This is a genomic window from Pseudomonas sp. JY-Q, from assembly GCF_001655295.1.
Classification (GTDB): Bacteria; Pseudomonadota; Gammaproteobacteria; order Pseudomonadales; family Pseudomonadaceae; genus Aquipseudomonas; species Aquipseudomonas alloputida.
Window position 1 is genome coordinate 1209691 of sequence record NZ_CP011525.1, and the last position, 20473, is coordinate 1230163.

Sequence of the window (20473 nt, forward strand, 5' to 3'; positions counted from 1 at the left end):
TTGGAAGGTTATCTTCCGTCGAGGAACCCTTGATGCGTGCTTTTCTACTGCTGTTTCTGATTTTTCCTGTGCTGGAGCTGTTCGTCTTCGTGAAGGTCAGCGCGGCAATCGGTTTCTTTCCGGCGTTGCTGCTGATCATCGCCGGCTCCGCCTTGGGCGTACTGGTCATGCGGGTGGCCGGCCTGGCGACTGCATTGCGCGCCCGTGAAAGCCTGCAGCGCGGTGAATTGCCCGCCGAGGACATGTTCCAGGGCATGATGCTGGCCGTGGGTGGTGGCCTGTTGTTGCTGCCCGGCTTCATCAGCGACGTGCTGGGTGTGCTGTGCCTGCTGCCATTCACCCGCCGCCTGGCGGCGCGCAAGATGCGCGAGCGTGCCGAGGCCCAGGCCATGCGCCAGCGTGCATTCCAGGATGACCCCTTCCAGGCGCAGCCGCGTGATGGCGGCCACCGCCCGAACGTGATCGAAGGCGAGTACGAGCGCCGCGACAAGTAAAAAGGACCGGGGCCGCACAAGCGGCCCCGGTTTTTTTTGGCCTGATGAAAATTTTTCTATCTCGAGCCTTGTAATTGGATGTGGCGGCCTCATGTATGTGGTCACCGCAAGGTTTCTGGTGGCAACACCAGACATTACACAGGTGGTTCGCTCACAGCGGGCCGCCCCCGGCAACGCCGGACAGCATCAAAACCGCCGGTGTCGAACCGGCCGATGAAAACCACAATTTGGGAGAGATCGACAATGAAACTTCGTCCTCTGCATGACCGCGTAGTCATCCGTCGCAGCGAAGAAGAATCGAAAACCGCTGGCGGTATCGTCCTGCCGGGTTCGGCCGCTGAAAAACCAAACCGCGGCGAAGTTGTAGCCGTCGGCACCGGTCGCGTCCTGGACAACGGCGAAGTTCGCGCGCTGGCCGTGAAAGTGGGTGACAAAGTGGTTTTCGGCCCGTACTCGGGCAGCAACACCGTGAAAGTCGATGGCGAAGACCTGCTGGTCATGGCCGAGAACGAAATCCTCGCCGTTGTCGAAGGCTGATTTCCCCCCGACTTCCCGTTACTCCAAAGTTTTTCAAGGATTAAACGATCATGGCTGCTAAAGACGTAAAATTTGGTGATTCCGCCCGTAAGAAAATGCTGGTTGGTGTCAACGTTCTGGCTGACGCGGTAAAAGCGACCCTGGGCCCGAAAGGCCGTAACGTGGTACTGGCCAAGAGCTTCGGCGCGCCGACCATCACCAAGGACGGCGTTTCCGTCGCCAAAGAAATCGAGCTGAAAGACGCTTTCGAAAACATGGGCGCCCAGCTGGTCAAGGAAGTTGCTTCCAAGGCCAACGACGCTGCCGGTGACGGCACCACCACCGCTACCGTTCTGGCTCAGGCCATCGTCAACGAAGGCCTGAAAGCCGTCGCTGCCGGCATGAACCCGATGGACCTGAAGCGCGGTATCGACAAGGCCACTGCTGCCGTTGTTGCCGAGCTGAAGAACCTGTCCAAGCCATGCGCCGACTCCAAGGCCATCGCCCAGGTAGGTACCATCTCTGCCAACTCCGACAACTCCATCGGTGAAATCATCGCCGAAGCCATGGAAAAAGTCGGTAAAGAAGGCGTGATCACCGTTGAAGAAGGCTCGGGCCTGGAAAACGAACTGTCCGTCGTAGAAGGCATGCAGTTCGACCGCGGCTACCTGTCGCCGTACTTCGTCAACAAGCCAGACACCATGGTTGCCGAGCTGGAAGGCCCGCTGCTGCTGCTGGTCGACAAGAAAATCTCCAACATCCGTGAGCTGCTGCCAGTTCTGGAAGCCGTTGCCAAGGCCGGCCGCCCACTGCTGATCGTTGCCGAAGACGTTGAAGGTGAAGCGCTGGCTACTCTGGTAGTCAACAACATGCGCGGCATCGTCAAGGTTGCTGCAGTCAAGGCTCCAGGCTTCGGCGATCGCCGCAAGGCCATGCTGCAGGACATCGCCGTCCTGACTGGCGGCCAGGTCATCTCCGAAGAAATCGGCCTGTCCCTGGAAACCGCTACCCTGGAGCACCTGGGTAACGCCAAGCGCGTCATCCTGTCCAAGGAAAACACCACCATCATCGACGGTGCTGGCGCTGACACCGAGATCGAAGCACGCGTCAAGCAGATCCGTGCCCAGATCGAAGAAACTTCCTCAGACTACGACCGTGAGAAGCTGCAAGAGCGTCTGGCCAAGCTGGCTGGCGGTGTTGCCGTGATCAAGGTGGGTGCCGGCACTGAAGTTGAAATGAAAGAGAAGAAAGCCCGCGTTGAAGACGCCCTGCACGCTACCCGTGCAGCCGTTGAAGAAGGCGTGGTGCCTGGCGGTGGTGTTGCCCTGGTTCGCGCCCTGGCGGCCATCGTCGACCTGAAAGGCGACAACGAAGACCAGAACGTCGGTATCGCGCTGCTGCGTCGCGCTGTTGAATCCCCGCTGCGCCAGATCACTGCCAACGCCGGTGATGAGCCAAGCGTGGTTGCTGACAAGGTCAAGCAAGGTTCGGGCAACTTCGGCTACAACGCCGCTACCGGTGAATACGGCGACATGATCGAGATGGGTATCCTGGACCCAGCCAAGGTTACTCGCTCGGCGCTGCAAGCTGCTGCTTCGATCGGCGGTCTGATGATCACCACCGAAGCCATGGTTGCCGACCTGCCGGAAGACAAGCCAGCTGCTGGCATGCCTGATATGGGCGGCATGGGTGGCATGGGCGGCATGATGTAAGCCAGCCTTACCTCCTGCACCAACAAAAAGCCCCGGTTCGCGAGAACCGGGGCTTTTTGTTATTCCTGTCGGGCCATCTTCACAGCACAAGGCTGCGCTTGAGCCTTGTGCTGTGAAAAGCGTGGATCAACCGACCAGCGGATCACCCACGTGCAGGATCTTCATGCCGTTGGTGCCACCGATAGTGTGGTAGCTGTCACCCTTGGTCAGGATCACCCAGTCACCTTGCTCCACCAGGCCACGTTTGAGCAGTTCGTCGACCGCTGCCTGGCTCACCTTGTCGGCCGGCAGCGCGGCCGGGTCGAAGGCAATCGGGTACACGCCACGGAACATCGAGGCGCGTGCCTGGGTGGCGCGGTGCGGCGACAGGGCGAAGATCGGTACATGCGAACGCAGGCGCGACATGATCAGCGGGGTGTAGCCGCTTTCGGTCAGGGCGATGATCGCCTTTACGCCCGGGAAGTGGTTGGCTGTGTACATGGCCGCCAAGGCGATGCTTTCGTCGCAGCGCTGGAAGGTGGTGTGCAGGCGATGGCTGGACTTCTGGCTGGTCGGGTGCTTTTCGGCACCCAGGCAGATGCGTGCCATGGCCTGGACAGCTTCGATCGGGTAGGAACCGGCGGCGCTTTCGGCCGACAGCATCACCGCATCGGTGTTGTCCAGCACGGCGTTGGCCACGTCGGACACTTCCGCGCGGGTCGGCATCGGGTTCTGGATCATCGACTCCATCATCTGAGTCGCCACGATCACGGCCTTGTTGTTGCGGCGGGCGTGCTGGATGATCTTCTTCTGGATAGCGATCAGCTCGGCGTCGCCGATTTCCACGCCCAGGTCACCACGGGCAACCATCACAGCGTCGGAGGCGGCGATCAGCTTGTCGAGGGTCTCGTCATCGGCAACTGCTTCGGCGCGTTCGATCTTGGCCACCAGCCAGGCGCTGCCGCCGGCTTCGTCACGCAGCTTGCGCGCGTATTCCATGTCGCTGGCGTCACGCGGGAAGGAAACGGCCAGGTAGTCCAGGTCCATTTCCGCAGCCAGTTTGATGTCGGCCTTGTCTTTTTCGGTCAGGGCCGGTGCGGTCAGGCCACCACCTTTACGGTTGATGCCTTTGTGGTCCGACAGCGGGCCACCGATGATCACCACGCAGTGCAGGGCGTCTGCAGTGGCGGTTTCGACACGCATGACCACGCGGCCATCGTCGAGCAGCAGTTCGTCACCAACGCCGCAGTCCTTGACCAGGTCGGGGTAGTCGATACCGACGATGTCCTGGTTGCCTTCGGTCAGCGGGTGGGCGGTGGAGAAGGTGAACTTGTCACCGATCTTCAGTTCGATGCGCTTGTTGGCGAACTTGGCGATGCGGATCTTCGGACCCTGCAGGTCGCCCAGCAGTGCAACATGGCGGCCGTTCTTGGCGGCGATGTCACGGATCAGGCGCGCGCGGGCCTTGTGCTCGTCCGGCGTGCCGTGGGAGAAGTTCAGACGTGCCACGTCCAGGCCGGCGAGGATCAGTTGTTCGATCACTTCCGGCGAGTTGCTGGCGGGGCCAAGGGTGGCGACGATTTTGGTGCGGCGGATGCTCATGCACAGACTCCTATAGTGAAGCGCAGCGAAAGGCTACTCCTGAATCTCGCTGTAGTCATTGTTCCGTTGCACTACCTGCGACCAAGGCAGGGTGGCATTTGAACGGGGCAGGGTATCCTTGCAAAAGGGTGTGAAGATTTGCAGGCAAACGCCGATACACTGGCATCAAAGGAGATCCCCATGCGAGCCCTGATCGTTTTAGCCTTGGCCGCCAGCGCCGTCGGCTGTACCCGCTGGTCCATGGACCACCACCTGAACAATGCCTACCGCGCCTACGACCGCGGCGATTGCGCACGGGTCATGCTCGAACTGTCGCAGGTTGATCGCACCAGCCGTGCCCGGCCGTTCATCCACCCCGAAGTATCACTGCTGCGCGGCCAGTGCCTGGAGCGCCAGGCGTTGTACGTGGACGCGGCGCAGACCTATCAGTACCTGATCCAGCAGTACCCGGGCAACGAATATGCCTATCGCGCCCGAGCGCGCCTGCAGACCTTGGAAAAACTTGGCCATTTGCGCGGCGCAGAAACGGCCGTGGCCAACCCGGTGACGACCGTACCTTGGCGCTAACACAAAGGTGTGGTTTATTTCACGGGATTTGCTGCGCGTGCTGCGCTAATCTGTAACTCAGCTGTTACAACAACCGCCAGTACCTAGTATTCCTGGCATCAGGTACGGAATACACTCGCGATCATGTTTAACAAGCGCCACATCGAACGTCATCAGCTACCTTGTGTCCTCAAGGTGTTCAACCGCTTTACCGATCAAGAGATCGGTCAGCTAGGCAATGCCTCTGAAAATGGGTTGATGGTCATCAGCCAGCTGCCCGTGTTGGTCGGGCCTGATTACGAGCTGCAACTGCGTATGCCGCTGCCTGGCGGCGGGCACCAGTTCGTCAACCTCACGGCCAGTTGCCTGTGGTGCCGCGAGGACGAGACGCCTGGGCACTACGATTCGGGCTTCATGCTGCTGCAGTCTCCACGCGAGTACGATGATTTCGTACGTTCGTTGCGCGACTATTTCAGCTTCCGCCCCGCGAACGCGCCCGTCTGAACGTTCATTTTTCAGAATCGCGCTAGAATCGGGTCGACCTCGATACAGGACGACCCCGTGACCTCCAGCATTTTCTGGCACGACTATGAAACCACCGGCATCAACCCGCGCTGCGATCGGCCGCTGCAGGTGGCCGGCGTGCGCACTGACTTCGACCTCAACGAAATCGACGAGCCAATCAGCCTTTATTGCCGACCGTCGGACGACATCCTGCCGCACCCGGCGGCCTGCCTGGTGACAGGCATCACGCCACAACTGTTGGCGGAGCAGGGCCTGTGCGAAGCCGAGTTCATGACTCGCGTGCACGCCCAGCTGGCGCAACCGGGTACCTGTGGTGCCGGCTACAACACCCTGCGCTTTGACGATGAAGTGACCCGCTACAGCCTTTACCGCAACTTTTTCGACCCCTATGCCCGTGAATGGCAGGGAGGCAATAGCCGCTGGGACCTGATCGACATTGTGCGCACCGCCTATGCCCTGCGCCCGGAAGGCATTGAATGGCCGCAGCAGGACGGGCGCACCAGCCTGCGTCTGGAGCTGCTGAGCAAGGCCAATGGCATTGACCACGGTCATGCCCACGAAGCGCTTTCCGACGTGCGGGCAACCATTGCCTTGGCTCGCCTGATTCGGCAGAAACAACCCAAGTTGTATGACTGGCTGTTTCAACTGCGCAGCAAGCATAAAGTGATGGAGCAGATCCGTCTGTTGCAGCCACTGGTGCATATATCCGGGCGTTTTTCGGCGGCGCGCAATTACCTGGGGGTCGTATTGCCACTGGCCTGGCACCCGCGTAATCGCAATGCACTGATTGTCTGCGACCTGCATCAGGAAACCCTACCGTTACTGCGGGAAAGTGCTGAAGTTTTGCGTCAGCGCTTGTACACCCGGCATGATGAATTGGCCGAAGGTGAATTACCGGTACCGCTCAAATTGGTGCAGATCAATCGTTGCCCGGTAGTGGCGCCGCTGTCGGTATTGCGCCCGGTCGATCAACAACGATTGGGCCTGGACTTGACGTTGTTACAATCGCGCGGCGAACAATTGGCCAATCAACAGGCGCAATGGCAAGAAAAGCTGGAGCACATCTATGGCAAGGACGAGTTCGCCCCGAGCGAGGACCCGGAACAGCAGTTGTATGAGGGTTTTATAGGTGACCGCGACCGGCGCTTATGCGAGCAAGTTCGTGCGCTGGAACCGGCGCAGTTGAGCCATGGCCACTGGATGTTCGATGATCCGCGTTTGCCGGAGCTGTTGTTCCGCTACCGGGCACGTAACTTCCCTGAAACCTTGACCCCCGAAGAGCGGCAACGTTGGTATGGCTTCTGCCAGCAACGCCTGAGCGACCCGCAGTGGGGCGCGCCGAATACCTTGGGCGACTTCGAACAGGCACGCCAGCAAGCCTGGGAGGGCGCCGACGAGGCGGGCAGGCGAGTGTTGGAGGCCTGGCAATTGCATGCTCGACAATTGCAGGAGCACTATTCAATCGGCTGATGGCCGGTAAACAAAAACGCCGGCAGTGTGCCGGCGTTTTTGTTGTGCGAAGCAAGAGGCGTATGCGGATAATCAGTCCAGCAGGGTTGCCCAGCTTTCAACCACATCGCCGCCCCAAGTGGCTTTCCACTCTTTCAGGGTCTTGTGGTTGCCGCCTTTGGTTTCGATCACTTCACCGTTGTGCGGGTTCTTGTATTGCTTGACCTTGCGTGCGCGCTTGGTGGCGGTAGTCTTGACCGAACCACGAGGTGCCTTGCTCAGTTTCGATTCTGGATCGAGCAGGGCAATCACGTCGCGCAGCGACTTGGAGTACTCGCCCATCAGTGTGCGCAGTTTGCCTTCGAACTCCAGTTCTTTCTTCAGCTTGTCATCCTGCGACAGATTGGCCAGGCGGGCCTGAAGTTCCTTGATGGCTTCTTCGGTAGCGCGGTACTCGTTGATCAGGGACATGGAGTGTTCCTTAATGCGTGTTCAGAAATGTGTGGGGCAATAATAGACAGCCCCTACTCGCAAGTAAACATAAGATTGGGCAATTAACTGTTAATTAAGCTGTGACAGCATTTCTCTACGTGAACAAATTTTTACATATGCCCCGTGCGTTTCCTCTTGTCTGTCAGGCAGCGCCCGTGTGGCGTTTTCGGGCCTGCATATGCAATCGCGGCAGCGATCAATACTGCGTTTTTTCTGGCGGGCCGCTAGAATAGGCGCCTTTGCGAAGTTCTGGAGTCTCATTCATGCGCACCTATCGTCTGGTGATCGCCTGCCCCGACCGTGTAGGCATCGTGGCGAAAGTCAGTAATTTCCTGGCCTTGTACAATGGCTGGATCAACGAAGCCAGCCACCACTCCGATGAGCAGAGCGGTTGGTTCTTCATGCGTCATGAAATCCGCGCTGAATCGCTGCCGTTCGGTATCGAAGCCTTCCGTGAGGCGTTTGCGCCGATCGCCGAAGAGTTCTCCATGACCTGGCGCATTACCGACTCGGCTCAGAAAAAACGCGTGGTATTGATGGCCAGCCGTGAGTCGCACTGCCTGGCAGACTTGCTGCACCGCTGGCACACCGATGAGCTGGACTGCGAGATCCCTTGCGTCATTTCCAACCACAACGACCTGCGCAGCATGGTCGAGTGGCACGGTATTCCGTTCTTCCATGTTCCGGTCGACCCCAAAGACAAGGCCCCGGCCTTTGCCGAAGTGTCGCGTCTGGTGCAGGAGCATGCCGCCGACGTCGTGGTGCTGGCCCGCTACATGCAAATCCTGCCACCACAACTGTGCCGGGACTATGCCGAGAAGGTGATCAACATCCATCACAGCTTCCTGCCGTCGTTCGTCGGCGCCAAGCCTTACCACCAGGCTGCCCTGCGTGGGGTGAAGCTGATTGGCGCGACGTGCCACTACGTCACTGAAGAGTTGGATGCCGGCCCGATCATCGAGCAGGATGTGGTGCGTGTCAGCCATGCCGACAGCATCGAGGACATGGTCCGCTTTGGCCGTGATGTGGAGAAGATGGTGCTGGCCCGTGGCCTGCGTTATCACCTGGAAGACCGTGTGCTGGTGCATGGTAACAAGACTGTGGTGTTCGACTGACACCGTCCGGCTTGCTGTGAGGTGCTGGGCTGCTGCGCAGCCCTGTCGCGACAGGGGCGCAGAGCGCCCCGGCAATCTTGGGTGAAACGGCAATGACCAAGCAACGCAACAACCCCGTCGCCTCACCTCCACCGATCCTTGGCGAAGGCTGCCTGGCCCGCTACGACCCTGAAGCCCTGGATGACACGGATGGCACCGACTTCCCCGGCGCCGCCGAACTCTGGCAACAGCTCAACCCGCCTGACGCCGCCAGCGCTCCAGCAACGGACGTCCCAGCAGGCACACAAACACCGGCCCCCCAGCCAGCAGATAAAAGTAGTAAGTAACTGCCCGCCATATCAGGATTGCCGCAGCTGCGGTCGAGCTGCCCACCAAGGGTGTCAACAGGCTGGCAGACGTCAGCTCGGCGGCCCCGGCCCCGCCAGGCAGCAGACTGAATTGGCCGGCGCTGAGCGACAGCATCTGCACCAGGAAGCTGGGAATCCACTGCAGGTCTACCCCCAAGCCCCGCAACACCAGGTACAGCACGCTGTAGCGCAGCCCCCAGTGGATGCAGGTCAGGGTGAACACCAGGCTCAGCCTGCGCTTGGGCAGGCGCCAGGTCTGCGCCAGTGCTGCAACGAAGTGCAGCAGTTTGCGCGCCCAGCGACGTTTGCGCGGCTGGCCCATCCCCATGCGCTGCAACAGCCTGCCGTTCATGCGCATTATCGGGCGCCGGTAGCGCAACAGCCCGATCACCCCGGCCAACGCTATGCACAGCAGTAACGCACTGCCAAGCAACATGCTTTCCTGGCTGCGGCCCAGGCTGTGGAACAGCGCGTAGCCGGCAATCGCCAGCATTGCGCAGAAGAAGAACACCAGGTCGTTCAGCTGGTCCATGGCAAAAACGGCGCCGCTGCGCGCCGGGCGGATGCGGTCTCGCGCCAGCAGGGCCATCAGGGTCAGCGGCCCACCACTGCCGCCAGGGGTGGTGCAGATGGCAAACTCGGTGGCCATGACCACGCCGAGGCTGCGAGCATGGCTCAACTGTTTTGCCTGCTCACCCAGCAACAGGCGCAGGCGCAGCGCATTGATGACCCAGCACAACAGAATCATGCCTAGCAGCATGAGCAGCAGGTGCGGGTCGAACCGGCTCAGCCTCGGCAGCAGCTCGCTACCACCCAGTAACGCTGGCACCAGCGCTGCCCCCAGCAATGCCAGCGCCAGCCAGGCCCAACGCTTCATGCTACCCCCTGGCGCTCCAGCCAGGCAGATTTGGTCAGCGGTTCGCGGCCATCCTTCACCAGTGTTTCCAGCGTTCGCAACCAATAGTCTCGGGATGAGCGATGACGCATGTCTACAGGGTGCAGCCCCAAGCGCAATGTGCTCGCGCCTCGCCAGCGCCGGCATTGCCAGTCGCACAGCGTGCGGGACAATGTGCGACGCCATGCGCTCCGTGCGCTCCAGACCAGGCCTGGCGCATCAATGGCTGTAAAGTCTGGCAGCCGGTACAGATGCTGCGGTGTACTGGTGTATTTGAGTGGCAGGCGACACAGGGCTTGCCGCGTGCCCTGGCTCATGAGCCAGGCCGGTGCGACAAAGCCTGCCACAGGCCAACCTTGGCTCTCGAACAGCGCCAGGCCCTCCTGTAGCCGGGTAAGCGCTTCGTTCTCATCAAGGCCGTAGAACTCGCCTTCATGGGTATAAATGCGCCGCATGAAGTAGTCGATGGGGCTGCGCGGTGCGGGGCCTTCATCAGCATGGGCATAGCCGTGAAGCGCCAGTTCGTCGCCTTTGGCAAGGCGTTCGTCCAGGAGGCGGCAGAACGAAGGTGCCTGGTGCAGCGGATTGCGTCGATGGAAGTCCGGGACCACCAGCCATGTCATTGGCACGTGGCCCAGCGCGTCCACAGCCCTTACGAACGGTTCATAGTCCGGCCAGGTTTCCGGGGCAATATCGTGCAACACCAGCATGAGGCTGCGCTGGCTGGCGGAGGGCTCAAGCATGGGCGCGCACCTGCGGCTGGTGGCCGAGCACGGCCTGGTAGTGCTGGAGCAGGCCAGCTACCACGTTATCCCATGAATAATGTTGCTCTACATGGTGGCGGGCCTGCAGGCCGAGCTCGCGGGTACCCGCCTCGAACGCCTCGCGCACGGCGCACGCCATGGCCCGACCGTCGTTGGGCGTGCACAGGCGGCCACTCTGTTCGTTGATGATTTCAGGGAACGCACCGGCGCGCACGGCTACCACGGGGGTGGCGCTGGCCATCGCTTCGAGAATGACCAGGCCGAATGTTTCCTGGTCGCCAGCATGCACCAGCAAGTCGGCGCTGGCGATCAGCCGGGCCACCTCCGCAGACGGGCAGAAGTGATCGATGACGCTGACGTTGGACGGCACGCTGGCCGGCATGTTCGAGCCTACCAGTAACAGGTGGTAGGGGGCGCCGAGTTGCTGCATGCAGTCAAGCAGCACCGGCAGGTTCTTTTCCCGCGAGCCGCGGCCGGCAAAGATCAACAGGCGGCTGGTGTCGGGAATGCCCAGTTCGGCACGCACATGTGGGTCGCGCCGGGAGGGGTGGAATGTGGCAAGGTCAACGCCCAGCGGCTGCACATGGACATCACGCACGCCCAAGCGGCGTAATTTGTCGGCCATCACCTGGCTGGGGGCCAGTACCCGATCAAAATTGCCGTATAGCTTGCTGACGTAGGCCTCGACATTGGGTGCGAACCAGTTGCCCATGCGGTTGCTGACCAGTAACGGCAGGTCGGAATGGTAGAAACCGATCACGGGCACGTCGAGCTGGCGCCGCGCTTCCAGCGCCGCCCAGGCGGTCAGGTAGGGGTCGCCAACTTCAATCAAGTCGGGTTTGAGCGTGCGCAGTGTATTGCACCAGGGGGCCAGGCGTACCGGAAAGCGGTAGCCCTTGCCAAACGGCAAGGGCGGCGCAGGTACCTGATAGATGCCATCGCCGTGTTGGGCGCTGGCACCGGGAATCAACAGGCTGTGGCGTACGCCGTGAATGGCGTCGAGACGGTGATGTTTGGCATCAAGATAGGTACGTACGCCACCGCTGGCCGGGGCGTAGAACATGGTGATGTCGGCGATATGCACGATCAGCATCCCTCCGGGATCGTCTTCGGGTCTGTCATCCGGCGTTGAATGGCCGGCGATGAAACGCCTAAAGGTGGACCTATCAGAAGGATAGTTTGTTCGATCAGTTTGAGAGGGGGAGTGCGCAATGCCTGGAGCAGCACAAGGCTGCTCCAGGTGAAGGTGTAGCCTTTATCAGATACGGAAGCTGCCCACCAGGTGCTTCAGGCGGCCAGCCTGCTGCTCGAGGTCGGAGCAGGCGCGCAGGGTCGCTTGCAGGTTCTCCACGCCTTCCTGGTTGAGCATGTTGATCTCGTTGATGTCCATGTTGATCGCCTCGACCACGGCGGTCTGCTCTTCGGTGGCAGTGGCCACCGACTGGTTCATGCCGTCGATCTCGCCAATGCGCACGGTAACGCTGTCCAGTCGCTCACCCGCCTGGTTGGCGATCTGCATGCTGTCCTGGCTGTGGCGCTGGCTCTGGTCCATGGTGTCGACCGACTCGCGGGCACCGACCTGCAGTTCTTCGATCATGGTCTGCACTTGCTGCGCCGACTCCTGGGTGCGGTGCGCCAGATTGCGCACCTCATCGGCGACCACGGCAAAGCCACGCCCGGCCTCACCGGCGCGGGCCGCTTCGATGGCGGCGTTCAGCGCCAGCAGGTTGGTCTGCTGGGAAATGCTGGTGATCACTTCCAGGATCTGGCCGATATTCACGGTCTTGCTGTTCAGTGTCTCGATGTGCGCGCTGGAGGTGACGATCAGGTCGGACAGGCGGTTCATCGCGGCAATGTTGCGCTCGACCACTTGCTGGCCTTCTTCGGCCAACAGGCGCGCGGAGCTTGCGTGCTGCGAAGCCTGGGCGGCGTTGCCGGCGATTTCCTGAGCCGCAGCGCCCAATTCATTGATGGCGGCGGCGACACTGTTGGTGCGGTTGGACTGCTCGTCGGAGTTGGTCATCGACGAATTCGAAGCGCTGATCACCCGCAGGGCTACTTCGTTGACCTGCTCGGTGGCCGAGGACACTTCGCGAATGCTGCTGTGAATGCGCTCGACGAAGCGGTTGAAGGCGTTGCCGAGGACACCGAATTCGTCGTGGTTGTGGATGTGCAGGCGCTTGGTCAGGTCGCCTTCACCTTCGGCAATGTCTTCCATGGCACGGGTCATGGTGTGCAGCGGCTGCATCAACACGCGGATCAGCAAGCCGAGCAGGCCGATGATGATCACCACTGCCACCACCGTGGCGATCACCGCCGAGGTGCGGAAGGTGCTGAGCATCGAGAAGGCCTTGTCCTTGTCCACCGACAGGCCGATGTACCAGTTTGCGGACGGCAGGCCGGTAATCGGGCTGAAGGTCAGCAGGCGGGTCTGGCCCTCGCTTTGCACTTCGGTCAGCTCACCGGTCAGCTTCGGCGTGCGCTGCGGGAACAGGTCCGACAGCGATTTCATGACCAGATCCTTATCCGGGTGTACCAGGATCTTGCCCTGGTCGTTGACCAGGAAGGCGTATCCCATGCCGCCGAAGTTCAGCGAGTTAATGATCTGCACCAGGCCGTCCAGGGCCAGGTCGCCGCCGACCACGCCCACGCTGCTGGAGACCTTGCTGAGGATACCAATGACCATCTTGTTGGTGGTCATATCGATGTAGGGTTCGGTCAGCGTCGCGCCGCTGGCGTTCATGCCGTCCTTGTACCAAGGGCGGGTGCGCGGGTCGTAGCCGTCGGGCATCTTCGCGTCCGGGCGTACGCTGAAACCGCCGTCGACTTTGCCCAGGTAGACCGTGAGGAAGCTGGATATCAGCGCATTCTGACCCATCAGGGTTTCGGCGTTGGCTGGGTCTTGGGCAATGTTCTGCGCCAGGTTCTCCACCAGCTTTATCCGGCCCTCGAACAGGTTGCGAATGTTGGTCGACGTGGAGGTGCCCATTTCAGCCAGATAGTTTTCCAGGTCCTCGCGGATCGCATTACGCTGGAGGTAATCGTTGTAGAGGGTGAAAAGGCTGAAGGCGAGTATCACGATCAGTGATGCCGCCAAAAGAATCTTGTGGCTGAAACGAAGGCTTTTGTTCATGGCGTAATCGGTTCCGCTAAGGTTTTATATCAGGCGTTCGCACGAGTGGAGCCGTAGGTTGTGCAACATCCCGAAAAGTGCCTTTTCGGCTGTTCCTCTCTAATTAAGGCGAATAACACCCACAGGTATCGGCCGAATTAAGCTAAAGCTTGAGCAGAGGATTAAAGAGATGTCGGAATTTTCGACCATCGTTGTAGGCGCGGGCCCGGATGGCCAGCCAGTCGGGCAAGCAATGCGCCTGGCCAACCGCCACGGTCTGGTGGCTGGCGCAACCGGTACTGGCAAGACCGTCACCCTGCAGCACCTGGCGGAGGTGTTCAGCGACGCGGGGGTAGCGGTGTTCGCCGCCGATGTCAAAGGCGACCTCTGTGGCTTGGGGGCTGCTGGTGCGCCACAAGGCAAGGTGGCTGAGCGCATCGCCGGCATGCCGTGGCTGGGGCATACGCCCAAGGCCTACCCGGTGAGCTTGTGGGATATCGCCGGGCTGTCGGGCCACCCGCTGCGCACCACCCTCAGTGAAATGGGGCCGCTGCTGCTGGGCAACTTGCTGGAACTGACCGACAGCCAGCAGGCGGCGCTGTATGCAGCATTCAAGGTGGCCGACCGCGAAGGCCTGCTGCTGCTGGACCTCAAAGACCTCAAGGCCCTGCTGGCGCATCTGAAGGACAACCCGCATCTGCTTGGCGAAGACAGCGCGCTGATGACCACGGCCTCCACCCAGGCTTTGTTGCGCCGGCTCGCTACCTTGGAGCAGCAGGGCGCCGAGGCACTGTTCGGCGAGCCGGGATTGCAACTGGAGGACCTGCTGCGCCCTGATCCGGATGGCCGTGGACGTATCCACCTGCTCGATGCCAGCCGATTGGTGCACGAGGCACCCAAGGTGTACGCGACGTTCCTGTTGTGGTTGCTGGCCGAACTGTTCGAGCAGTTGCCCGAGCGCGGTGATGCCGACAAGCCGGTGCTGGCGCTGTTCTTCGATGAAGCACACTTGCTGTTCAACGGCACGCCCAAGGCGCTGCAGGACCGTCTTGAGCAAGTGGTCCGGCTGATCCGCTCCAAGGGGGTGGGCGTCTATTTCGTTACCCAGTCGCCGGGTGACTTGCCTGACGCGGTACTGGCCCAGTTGGGCTTGCGCATTCAGCACGGCTTGCGGGCGTTCACGGCCAAGGAGCAGAAGTCGCTGCGGGCGGTAGCCGATGGTTTCCGTCCCAACCCGACGTTCGACACCCTGGCGGTGCTGACCGAACTGGGTATTGGCGAAGCGCTTGTGGGTACGTTGGAAGAAAAGGGCACACCGGCCATCGTGCAGAGGGTGCTGGTTGCACCGCCGCAGTCGCGTATCGGGCCACTGAGTGCGGCTGAGCGCAGTGCGCTGATTGCGGCGTCGCCATTGGCGGGGCGCTATGACAAACCGGTGGACCGTGAGTCAGCCTATGAAATGCTGAGCCAGCGTAAGGGCGAGCCGGTGGAACCGGCGCCGCAAGCGAAGGCGGATGAAGAGAGTTTTGCCGACAAGGCGGGTGAGTTCTTGCAGAGTGCAGCGGGGCAGGCGATCAAGTCGGCAGTGCGCCAGGCCGCTAACCAGTTGGGGCGGCAGTTGGTGCGCGGGTTGATGGGGTCGTTGTTAGGGGGCAAGAAAAGGTAGTCTTCCGGCGCCGCGCCCATACCCTTGGTAGCACAAGGCTGCTTCGGCAGACATAACGGCTATGAAAAAGGCGCCCGAGGGCGCCTTTATTCATTGCGGTGTCACTCAGCCAATGGCTTTGGACGCCAGCCAGAACAGGCCGGCCGCCAGGCCCATCGAGGCAGGCAGGGTCAGGACCCATGCCAGCAGGATGGTTTTCACAGTGCCGCCTTGCAGGCCACTTTTGTTGGCGACCATGGTGCCGGCCACGCCGGACGACAGCACGTGGGTGGTCGACACCGGCAGGGCGAATACGTTGGCCATACCGATGGCGCAGGCTGCGGTGATCTGTGCCGACATGCCTTGGGCGTAGGTCATGCCTTGTTTGCCGATCTTCTCGCCCACCGTCAACACCACGCGCTTCCAGCCAACCATGGTGCCCAGGCCAAGGGCCAGGGCGACGGCCACGATCACCCAGAACGGGGCGTACTCGGTGGTGGCGGTGAGGTCTTTGCGCAGTTTTTCAAGGTCGGACTTTTCACGGGCGTCCAGGCCTGGCAGCTTGCCAACCTTCTTTGCCGTGTCATCCAGGCACAACAAATAACGGCGCACTTCAACGCGCTTCTCGGCATCGAGGCTGTGGTAGTCCGTCACGCCTTTCAGCGAGGTCTGCAGCGCAGCAATGGTCGGCTCGGTCTGCTGCGGGTTGCAACTGAACTGCTCCGGCAGATCGCTGGCCTTGGCCTTGCCCAGTGCCAGGAACTCGCCCAGGGTGGCGGCGTTACGCTGGTAGAACTGGCTCATGTGCAGGGTAGCGTCGCGAGTACGTTCGATCTGGTAGGTGGTGCTGTTCAGGTCGAGTACGAACTTGGCCGGCACAATACCGATCAGCACCAGCATGATCAGGCCGATGCCTTTCTGGCCGTCGTTGGAGCCGTGCACGAAGCTCACGCCCATGGCGGAAACAACCAGGACCAGACGGTTCCAGAAGGGTGGGTGCTTCTTGTCATCGAGCTTGCGGCGCTGTTCCGGGGTTTTGTGCATCTTCGACAGCGGGCGCCACCATTTCAGGCCGATCAGCACCAGGGCAGCAACGGCGAAACCGGCCATTGGCGAGACCACCAGCGACATGGCGATATCGATCGCTTTCTGCCAGTTGACGCCGTCGCCTAGCGGAATGTCGTTGATCAGGGCGTTGGCCAGGCCGACACCGAGAATGGAGCCGATCAGCGTGTGCGAACTGGAGGCAGGGATGCCAAAGTACCAAGTGCCCAGGTTCCAGGTGATGGCCGCGGCCAGCAACGAGAAGACCATGGCCAGGCCGTGTCCGGTGTTCACATTGATCAGCAGCTCTACCGGCAACAGGTGCACGATGGCATAGGCCACCCCTACACCGCCGAGCAGAACGCCAAGGAAGTTGAACACGCCGGAGAAGAACACGGCGAGGTGTGGCGGCATGGCTTTGGTATAGATGACGGTAGCTACCGCGTTGGCGGTGTCATGAAAGCCATTGATGAACTCGAAGGCGAGTACGAAGGTCAAGGCGAGCAGCAGGCTCACCAACACCCAGGCATCCAGTCCGCTGAATAAATCGATCATGAAGGTTGTCTGGCGGGTCATAGGGGGGCGGGATTATGCCAGAAAACCTTGGCAATCGATGCACCTGCAACAGACAGATGACCGCCTTCATGGTGCAGCCGTGTCGTGCGGAGGGGGGCGATCAAGGCGGTAAATGGCGGTAAAAAATCACAAAATATGGCGAAATAAGGCCGAAATGTGGAGAAATGGCCATTTCTCTAGAATTCAAACGGCCGTATGAAATTTGTGTGATTCCATTTCATCATCGGCCAGACCGTAAAGATCGACCTCGCCCGGGTACACCGGGCGACGACACGCAGAGGGCGCCCTCGAGGCTCAGGGGTTGTCGCTGCGCAATTCTTTTTCGATGCGTTCCAGTTCCTGGCTGAAGGCCTGGTCACGAACGCTGGCACGCTTGCGCCAGGGTTTGCGTTCCGGATCCGGTTGTGCGGCGTAAGTGGTGACTTCGCCACCATAAACATCCTTGTAACGTTCAGCCTGGCGCTCGAGTTCCGCGCGCAGTTCATCTTTCGTCACGTGCAGTACCTGAAATAAGTGTAATGACTGTTGTTATGCATTGTGCAACATGCATTTTGCCTTGCTGGCCGCAACGGCTTGATAAAGCGGAAGGTTCCATGACCACGGTAAGCGGAGGGCCTGCGCAATCGATTATAGCAACCGATAATTCGCCGATCATCGTTAATTTACTCAGCCCTGACATCATCTGGCGTAAATAGCAGGATGTGCCCGCGAACAGTTTGGACCTTTCGTACAAGTTAGAAAGGAATGACGGATAGAAGTTCGTTGCAATGTCAGGGCGGGCCGTAATGAAAAACGGCCTCGCCGAAAGGCGAGGCCGTTGCCTGGGGACTTCTACGGTGGGTACCTGACCAGTCTCTCCAAAGAAGCCACAAGTGGCATGAGAAAGGTATAAGCAAAAGTGTCGGCGGTCAATTGCGATTATCGGCCGTTTGTTCGATAATCGCACGAACCGGTGTTTTTTTTGAGGTGTGCGATGAGTGACGAAACCCTGGGCAACGATTCCGGCAATGCAGAGGTGGCGCGACCTGCTTCGGCTGCCATGGCGCCGCCGATCGTGGCTTCCCCGGCCAAGCGCATCCAGGCCTTTACCGGTGACCCGGACTTCATGACCTCGCTGGCACGTGGCCTGGCCGTGATCCAGGCATTCCAGGAGCGCAAGCGCCACCTGACCATCGCCCAGATCAGCCACCGTACTGAAATCCCTCGCGCAGCGGTGCGCCGTTGCCTGCACACGTTGATCAAGCTGGGTTACGCCACCACCGACGGGCGTACCTATTCGCTGCTGCCCAAAGTGCTGACCCTGGGGCATGCTTACCTGTCGTCGACGCCACTGGCAATTTCTGCCCAGCCGTACCTGGATCGCATCAGCGACCAGTTGCATGAGGCGGCCAACATGGCCACCCTCGAAGGCGACGACATCCTTTATATAGCCCGTTCGGCCACGGTCGAGCGGCTGATTTCGGTCGATCTCTCGGTGGGCGGACGCCTGCCGGCCTACTGCACGTCGATGGGGCGTATTCTGCTGGCGGCCATGGACGACACCAGCCTGCGTGAGTATCTGGAACGTGCTGATCTCAAAGCGCGCACCAGCCGCACCCTGAATGATCCCGAATCGTTGTTCGCCTGCATCCAGCAGGTGCGCGCCCAGGGCTGGTGCGTGGTGGACCAGGAACTGGAACAGGGGCTGCGATCGATTGCAGTGCCGGTGTATGACGCTTCGGGGCAGGTGTTGGCTGCCTTGAACGTAAGTACCCATGTTGGGCGGGTGACCCGCAGTGAATTGGAGCAGCGGTTCTTGCCGATTTTACTGGCAGCCAGTCGAGACCTTTGCCATCAGTTGTTTGGTTGAGACCGCAGGGAGCACGTTGCGGCCCCGGATCAGAACAGGCAAAACCGTTTCTTGTGCGATAAACGCACAGTGTCGTGCCGGGTGAATTGCTTCACCCCGGCCCGCTGATTAATGTCTCTCGCAACGGTCGGCTAGCCGACCGAACAAGAAAAACATAAGAGGCACTTACGCATGAATACTGTCACCTCGCTGCTGCGGCCGCACCCGCATGCAGTACCGTTGTATCCAGGCTGACCCAGGCCATATACCCCAATCATCGCCTTTGTACCGGTTACCCGCGTGCAATGGCCTGACTGTGCCCCACATTCTGGATAACAATAATGAATCAAGCGCAAACCAACGTCGGCAAAAGCCTCGACGTTCAGTCGTTCATCAATCAGCAGCCGCTGTCCCGCTATCAGTGGCGAGTCGTGCTGCTGTGCTTTCTGATCGTCTTCCTCGATGGCCTGGACACTGCTGCCATGGGTTTCATCGCCCCGGCACTGTCGCAAGAGTGGGGAATCGACCGCGCCAGCCTTGGGCCGGTCATGAGTGCCGCGTTGATCGGCATGGTGTTCGGCGCCCTGGGCTCCGGGCCGCTGGCTGACCGTTTCGGCCGCAAAGGCGTGCTGGTGGGGGCGGTGCTGGTATTTGGTGGTTTCAGCCTGGCCTCGGCCTATGCCACCAACGTTGACCAGTTGCTGGTACTGCGCTTCCTGACTGGCCTGGGCCTGGGTGCAGGCATGCCCAACGCTACCACGCTGTTGTCCGAATACACCCCGGAGCGCCTCAAGTCGCTGCTGGTGACCAGCATGTTCTGTGGCTTCAACCTGGGCATGGCGGGTGGTGGCTTCATTTCCGCCAAGATGATCCCGGCCTACGGCTGGCACAGCCTGCTGGTCATCGGTGGCGTGCTGCCGTTGCTGCTGGCGCTGGTGCTGATGGTCTGGCTGCCGGAGTCGGCGCGGTTCCTGGTGGTGCGCAACCGCGGCACCGACAAGGTGCGCAAGACCTTGTCGCCAATCGCCCCGCAAGTGGTGGCCGAGGCAGGCAGTTTCAGTGTGCCTGAGCAAAAGGCGGTGGCTGCGCGCAACGTGTTCGCGGTGATCTTCTCTGGCACCTATGGCTTGGGCACCGTGTTGCTGTGGCTGACCTATTTCATGGGCCTGGTGATCGTCTACCTTCTGACCAGTTGGCTGCCAACCCTGATGCGTGACAGCGGCGCGAGCATGGAGCAGGCGGCGTTCATCGGCGCGCTGTTCCAGTTTGGCGGAGTGCTAAGTGCAGTCGGCGTGGGTTGGGCCATGGACCGTTTCAACCCGCACAAGGTGATTGGCATTTTCTATCTGCTGGCCGGGGTGTTCGCCTACGCGGTGGGGCAGAGCCTGGGCAACATCACCGTGCTAGCTACGCTGGTGCTCGTTGCCGGTATGTGTGTGAACGGTGCGCAGTCGGCAATGCCATCGCTGGCGGCGCGCTTCTATCCCACTCAGGGCCGTGCCACAGGTGTATCGTGGATGCTGGGTATTGGCCGCTTTGGTGCGATTCTTGGGGCCTGGAGTGGTGCAACGCTGCTGGGCCTGGGCTGGACTTTCGAGCAGGTGCTGACGGCGTTGCTGGTGCCGGCAGCGCTGGCGACTGTGGGTGTGGTCGTCAAGGGGCTGGTCAGCCACGCCGACGCAACCTGAGGGCGAGGGCCGCGTTACGGCCCATTCGCAGCACAACGCCGCGCCGACTGGTGCGGCATTGTGCTGCGATCAGGGCGCACAGCTGCCCTGTGGTGGGCGTGGGCAGTTGCGCAACAAATGGTTCGTTAATCGCACAAATAGTCG

Annotated in this window: 18 protein-coding genes and 1 pseudogene; 10 read left to right on the forward strand and 9 right to left on the reverse strand. The window is 60.7% G+C overall.

All coding sequences use genetic code 11. The features are described from left to right. The first annotated feature begins 32 nt into the window (after positions 1-32). From AA098_RS05370 to groL, 3 genes are all read left to right on the forward strand, one after another. Positions 33-494, forward strand: coding sequence for an FxsA family protein (locus AA098_RS05370; RefSeq protein ID WP_003251903.1), 462 nt, complete (start codon positions 33-35; stop codon positions 492-494). Between the two features lie 243 nt (positions 495-737). Beyond that, entirely contained in the window at positions 738-1031 is a 294-nt protein-coding gene (locus AA098_RS05375; protein WP_003251905.1) for a co-chaperone GroES, read from the forward strand. A 50-nt stretch (positions 1032-1081) separates the two neighbouring features. Further along, on the forward strand, positions 1082-2722 hold the full coding sequence (gene groL / locus AA098_RS05380) for a chaperonin GroEL (protein WP_003251907.1): 1641 nt from the start codon (positions 1082-1084) through the stop codon (positions 2720-2722). A 126-nt stretch (positions 2723-2848) separates the two neighbouring features. On the opposite strand, the gene pyk is transcribed toward groL, so the two are convergent. After that, on the reverse strand, positions 2849-4303 hold the full coding sequence (pyk, locus tag AA098_RS05385) for a pyruvate kinase (RefSeq protein ID WP_003251912.1): 1455 nt from the start codon (positions 4301-4303) through the stop codon (positions 2849-2851). A gap of 180 nt (positions 4304-4483) precedes the next feature. On the opposite strand from pyk, the gene AA098_RS05390 reads away from it, so the two are divergent. The 3 genes from AA098_RS05390 to sbcB all read left to right on the forward strand — a co-directional run bounded on the left by AA098_RS05390 (position 4484) and on the right by sbcB (position 6844). Next, positions 4484-4870, forward strand: coding sequence for a hypothetical protein (locus AA098_RS05390; RefSeq protein WP_003251914.1), 387 nt, complete (start codon positions 4484-4486; stop codon positions 4868-4870). 123 nt (positions 4871-4993) lie between these two features. Beyond that, a complete protein-coding gene (locus AA098_RS05395; RefSeq protein ID WP_003251916.1) occupies positions 4994-5353 on the forward strand; it encodes a PilZ domain-containing protein in 360 nt (119 codons plus the stop codon). A 57-nt stretch (positions 5354-5410) separates the two neighbouring features. Continuing rightward, positions 5411-6844: an exodeoxyribonuclease I gene (gene sbcB, locus AA098_RS05400; RefSeq protein WP_003251919.1), complete on the forward strand. Its 1434-nt coding sequence runs from the start codon at positions 5411-5413 to the stop codon at positions 6842-6844. A 72-nt stretch (positions 6845-6916) separates the two neighbouring features. Here sbcB and mvaT read toward each other — a convergent pair whose 3' ends face one another. Beyond that, positions 6917-7294 (reverse strand): histone-like nucleoid-structuring protein MvaT, encoded by a 378-nt coding sequence (mvaT, locus tag AA098_RS05405; RefSeq protein WP_003251920.1) that lies wholly within the window; start codon positions 7292-7294, stop codon positions 6917-6919. A gap of 284 nt (positions 7295-7578) precedes the next feature. Here mvaT and purU point away from each other — a divergent pair, with 284 nt between their 5' ends. Further along, positions 7579-8430: a formyltetrahydrofolate deformylase gene (gene purU, locus AA098_RS05410; RefSeq protein WP_003251921.1), complete on the forward strand. Its 852-nt coding sequence runs from the start codon at positions 7579-7581 to the stop codon at positions 8428-8430. A 231-nt stretch (positions 8431-8661) separates the two neighbouring features. Here the strand turns inward: purU and AA098_RS05415 are convergent, their stop codons facing one another. From AA098_RS05415 to AA098_RS30115, 5 genes and pseudogenes are all read right to left on the reverse strand, one after another. After that, entirely contained in the window at positions 8662-9654 is a 993-nt protein-coding gene (locus AA098_RS05415) for a lysylphosphatidylglycerol synthase transmembrane domain-containing protein (protein WP_064613916.1), read from the reverse strand. After that, positions 9651-10415, reverse strand: a complete 765-nt coding sequence (locus tag AA098_RS05420; RefSeq protein WP_004575135.1) for a DUF2334 domain-containing protein — start codon at positions 10413-10415, stop codon at positions 9651-9653. The genes AA098_RS05415 and AA098_RS05420 overlap by 4 nt, the downstream gene beginning before the upstream one ends. Continuing rightward, on the reverse strand, positions 10408-11529 hold the full coding sequence (locus tag AA098_RS05425) for a glycosyltransferase family 1 protein (RefSeq protein WP_003251928.1): 1122 nt from the start codon (positions 11527-11529) through the stop codon (positions 10408-10410). The genes AA098_RS05420 and AA098_RS05425 overlap by 8 nt, the downstream gene beginning before the upstream one ends. Positions 11530-11694: 165 nt before the next feature. Next, a complete protein-coding gene (locus tag AA098_RS30110) occupies positions 11695-12459 on the reverse strand; it encodes a methyl-accepting chemotaxis protein (RefSeq protein WP_370588296.1) in 765 nt (254 codons plus the stop codon). 93 nt (positions 12460-12552) lie between these two features. Next, a pseudogene (locus AA098_RS30115) lies at positions 12553-13569 on the reverse strand (cache domain-containing protein); the annotation flags it as partial. A gap of 169 nt (positions 13570-13738) precedes the next feature. On the opposite strand from AA098_RS30115, the gene AA098_RS05435 reads away from it, so the two are divergent. Continuing rightward, complete coding sequence (locus AA098_RS05435; RefSeq protein ID WP_060538706.1) at positions 13739-15214, forward strand: helicase HerA-like domain-containing protein; 1476 nt, start codon at positions 13739-13741, stop codon at positions 15212-15214. A 105-nt stretch (positions 15215-15319) separates the two neighbouring features. On the opposite strand, the gene AA098_RS05440 is transcribed toward AA098_RS05435, so the two are convergent. After that, positions 15320-16792, reverse strand: coding sequence for an inorganic phosphate transporter (locus tag AA098_RS05440; protein WP_003251935.1), 1473 nt, complete (start codon positions 16790-16792; stop codon positions 15320-15322). Positions 16793-17107: 315 nt separating this feature from the next. After that, a complete protein-coding gene (locus AA098_RS05445; protein WP_003251937.1) occupies positions 17108-17308 on the reverse strand; it encodes a hypothetical protein in 201 nt (66 codons plus the stop codon). Between the two features lie 478 nt (positions 17309-17786). Between AA098_RS05445 and pcaR the strand changes: the two genes are divergently transcribed. Both pcaR and AA098_RS05455 read left to right on the forward strand, forming a co-directional pair. Beyond that, positions 17787-18662, forward strand: coding sequence for a pca regulon transcriptional regulator PcaR (pcaR, locus tag AA098_RS05450; protein WP_003251938.1), 876 nt, complete (start codon positions 17787-17789; stop codon positions 18660-18662). Between the two features lie 320 nt (positions 18663-18982). After that, on the forward strand, positions 18983-20329 hold the full coding sequence (locus AA098_RS05455; protein WP_003251942.1) for an MFS transporter: 1347 nt from the start codon (positions 18983-18985) through the stop codon (positions 20327-20329). The last annotated feature ends 144 nt before the right edge of the window (positions 20330-20473 follow it).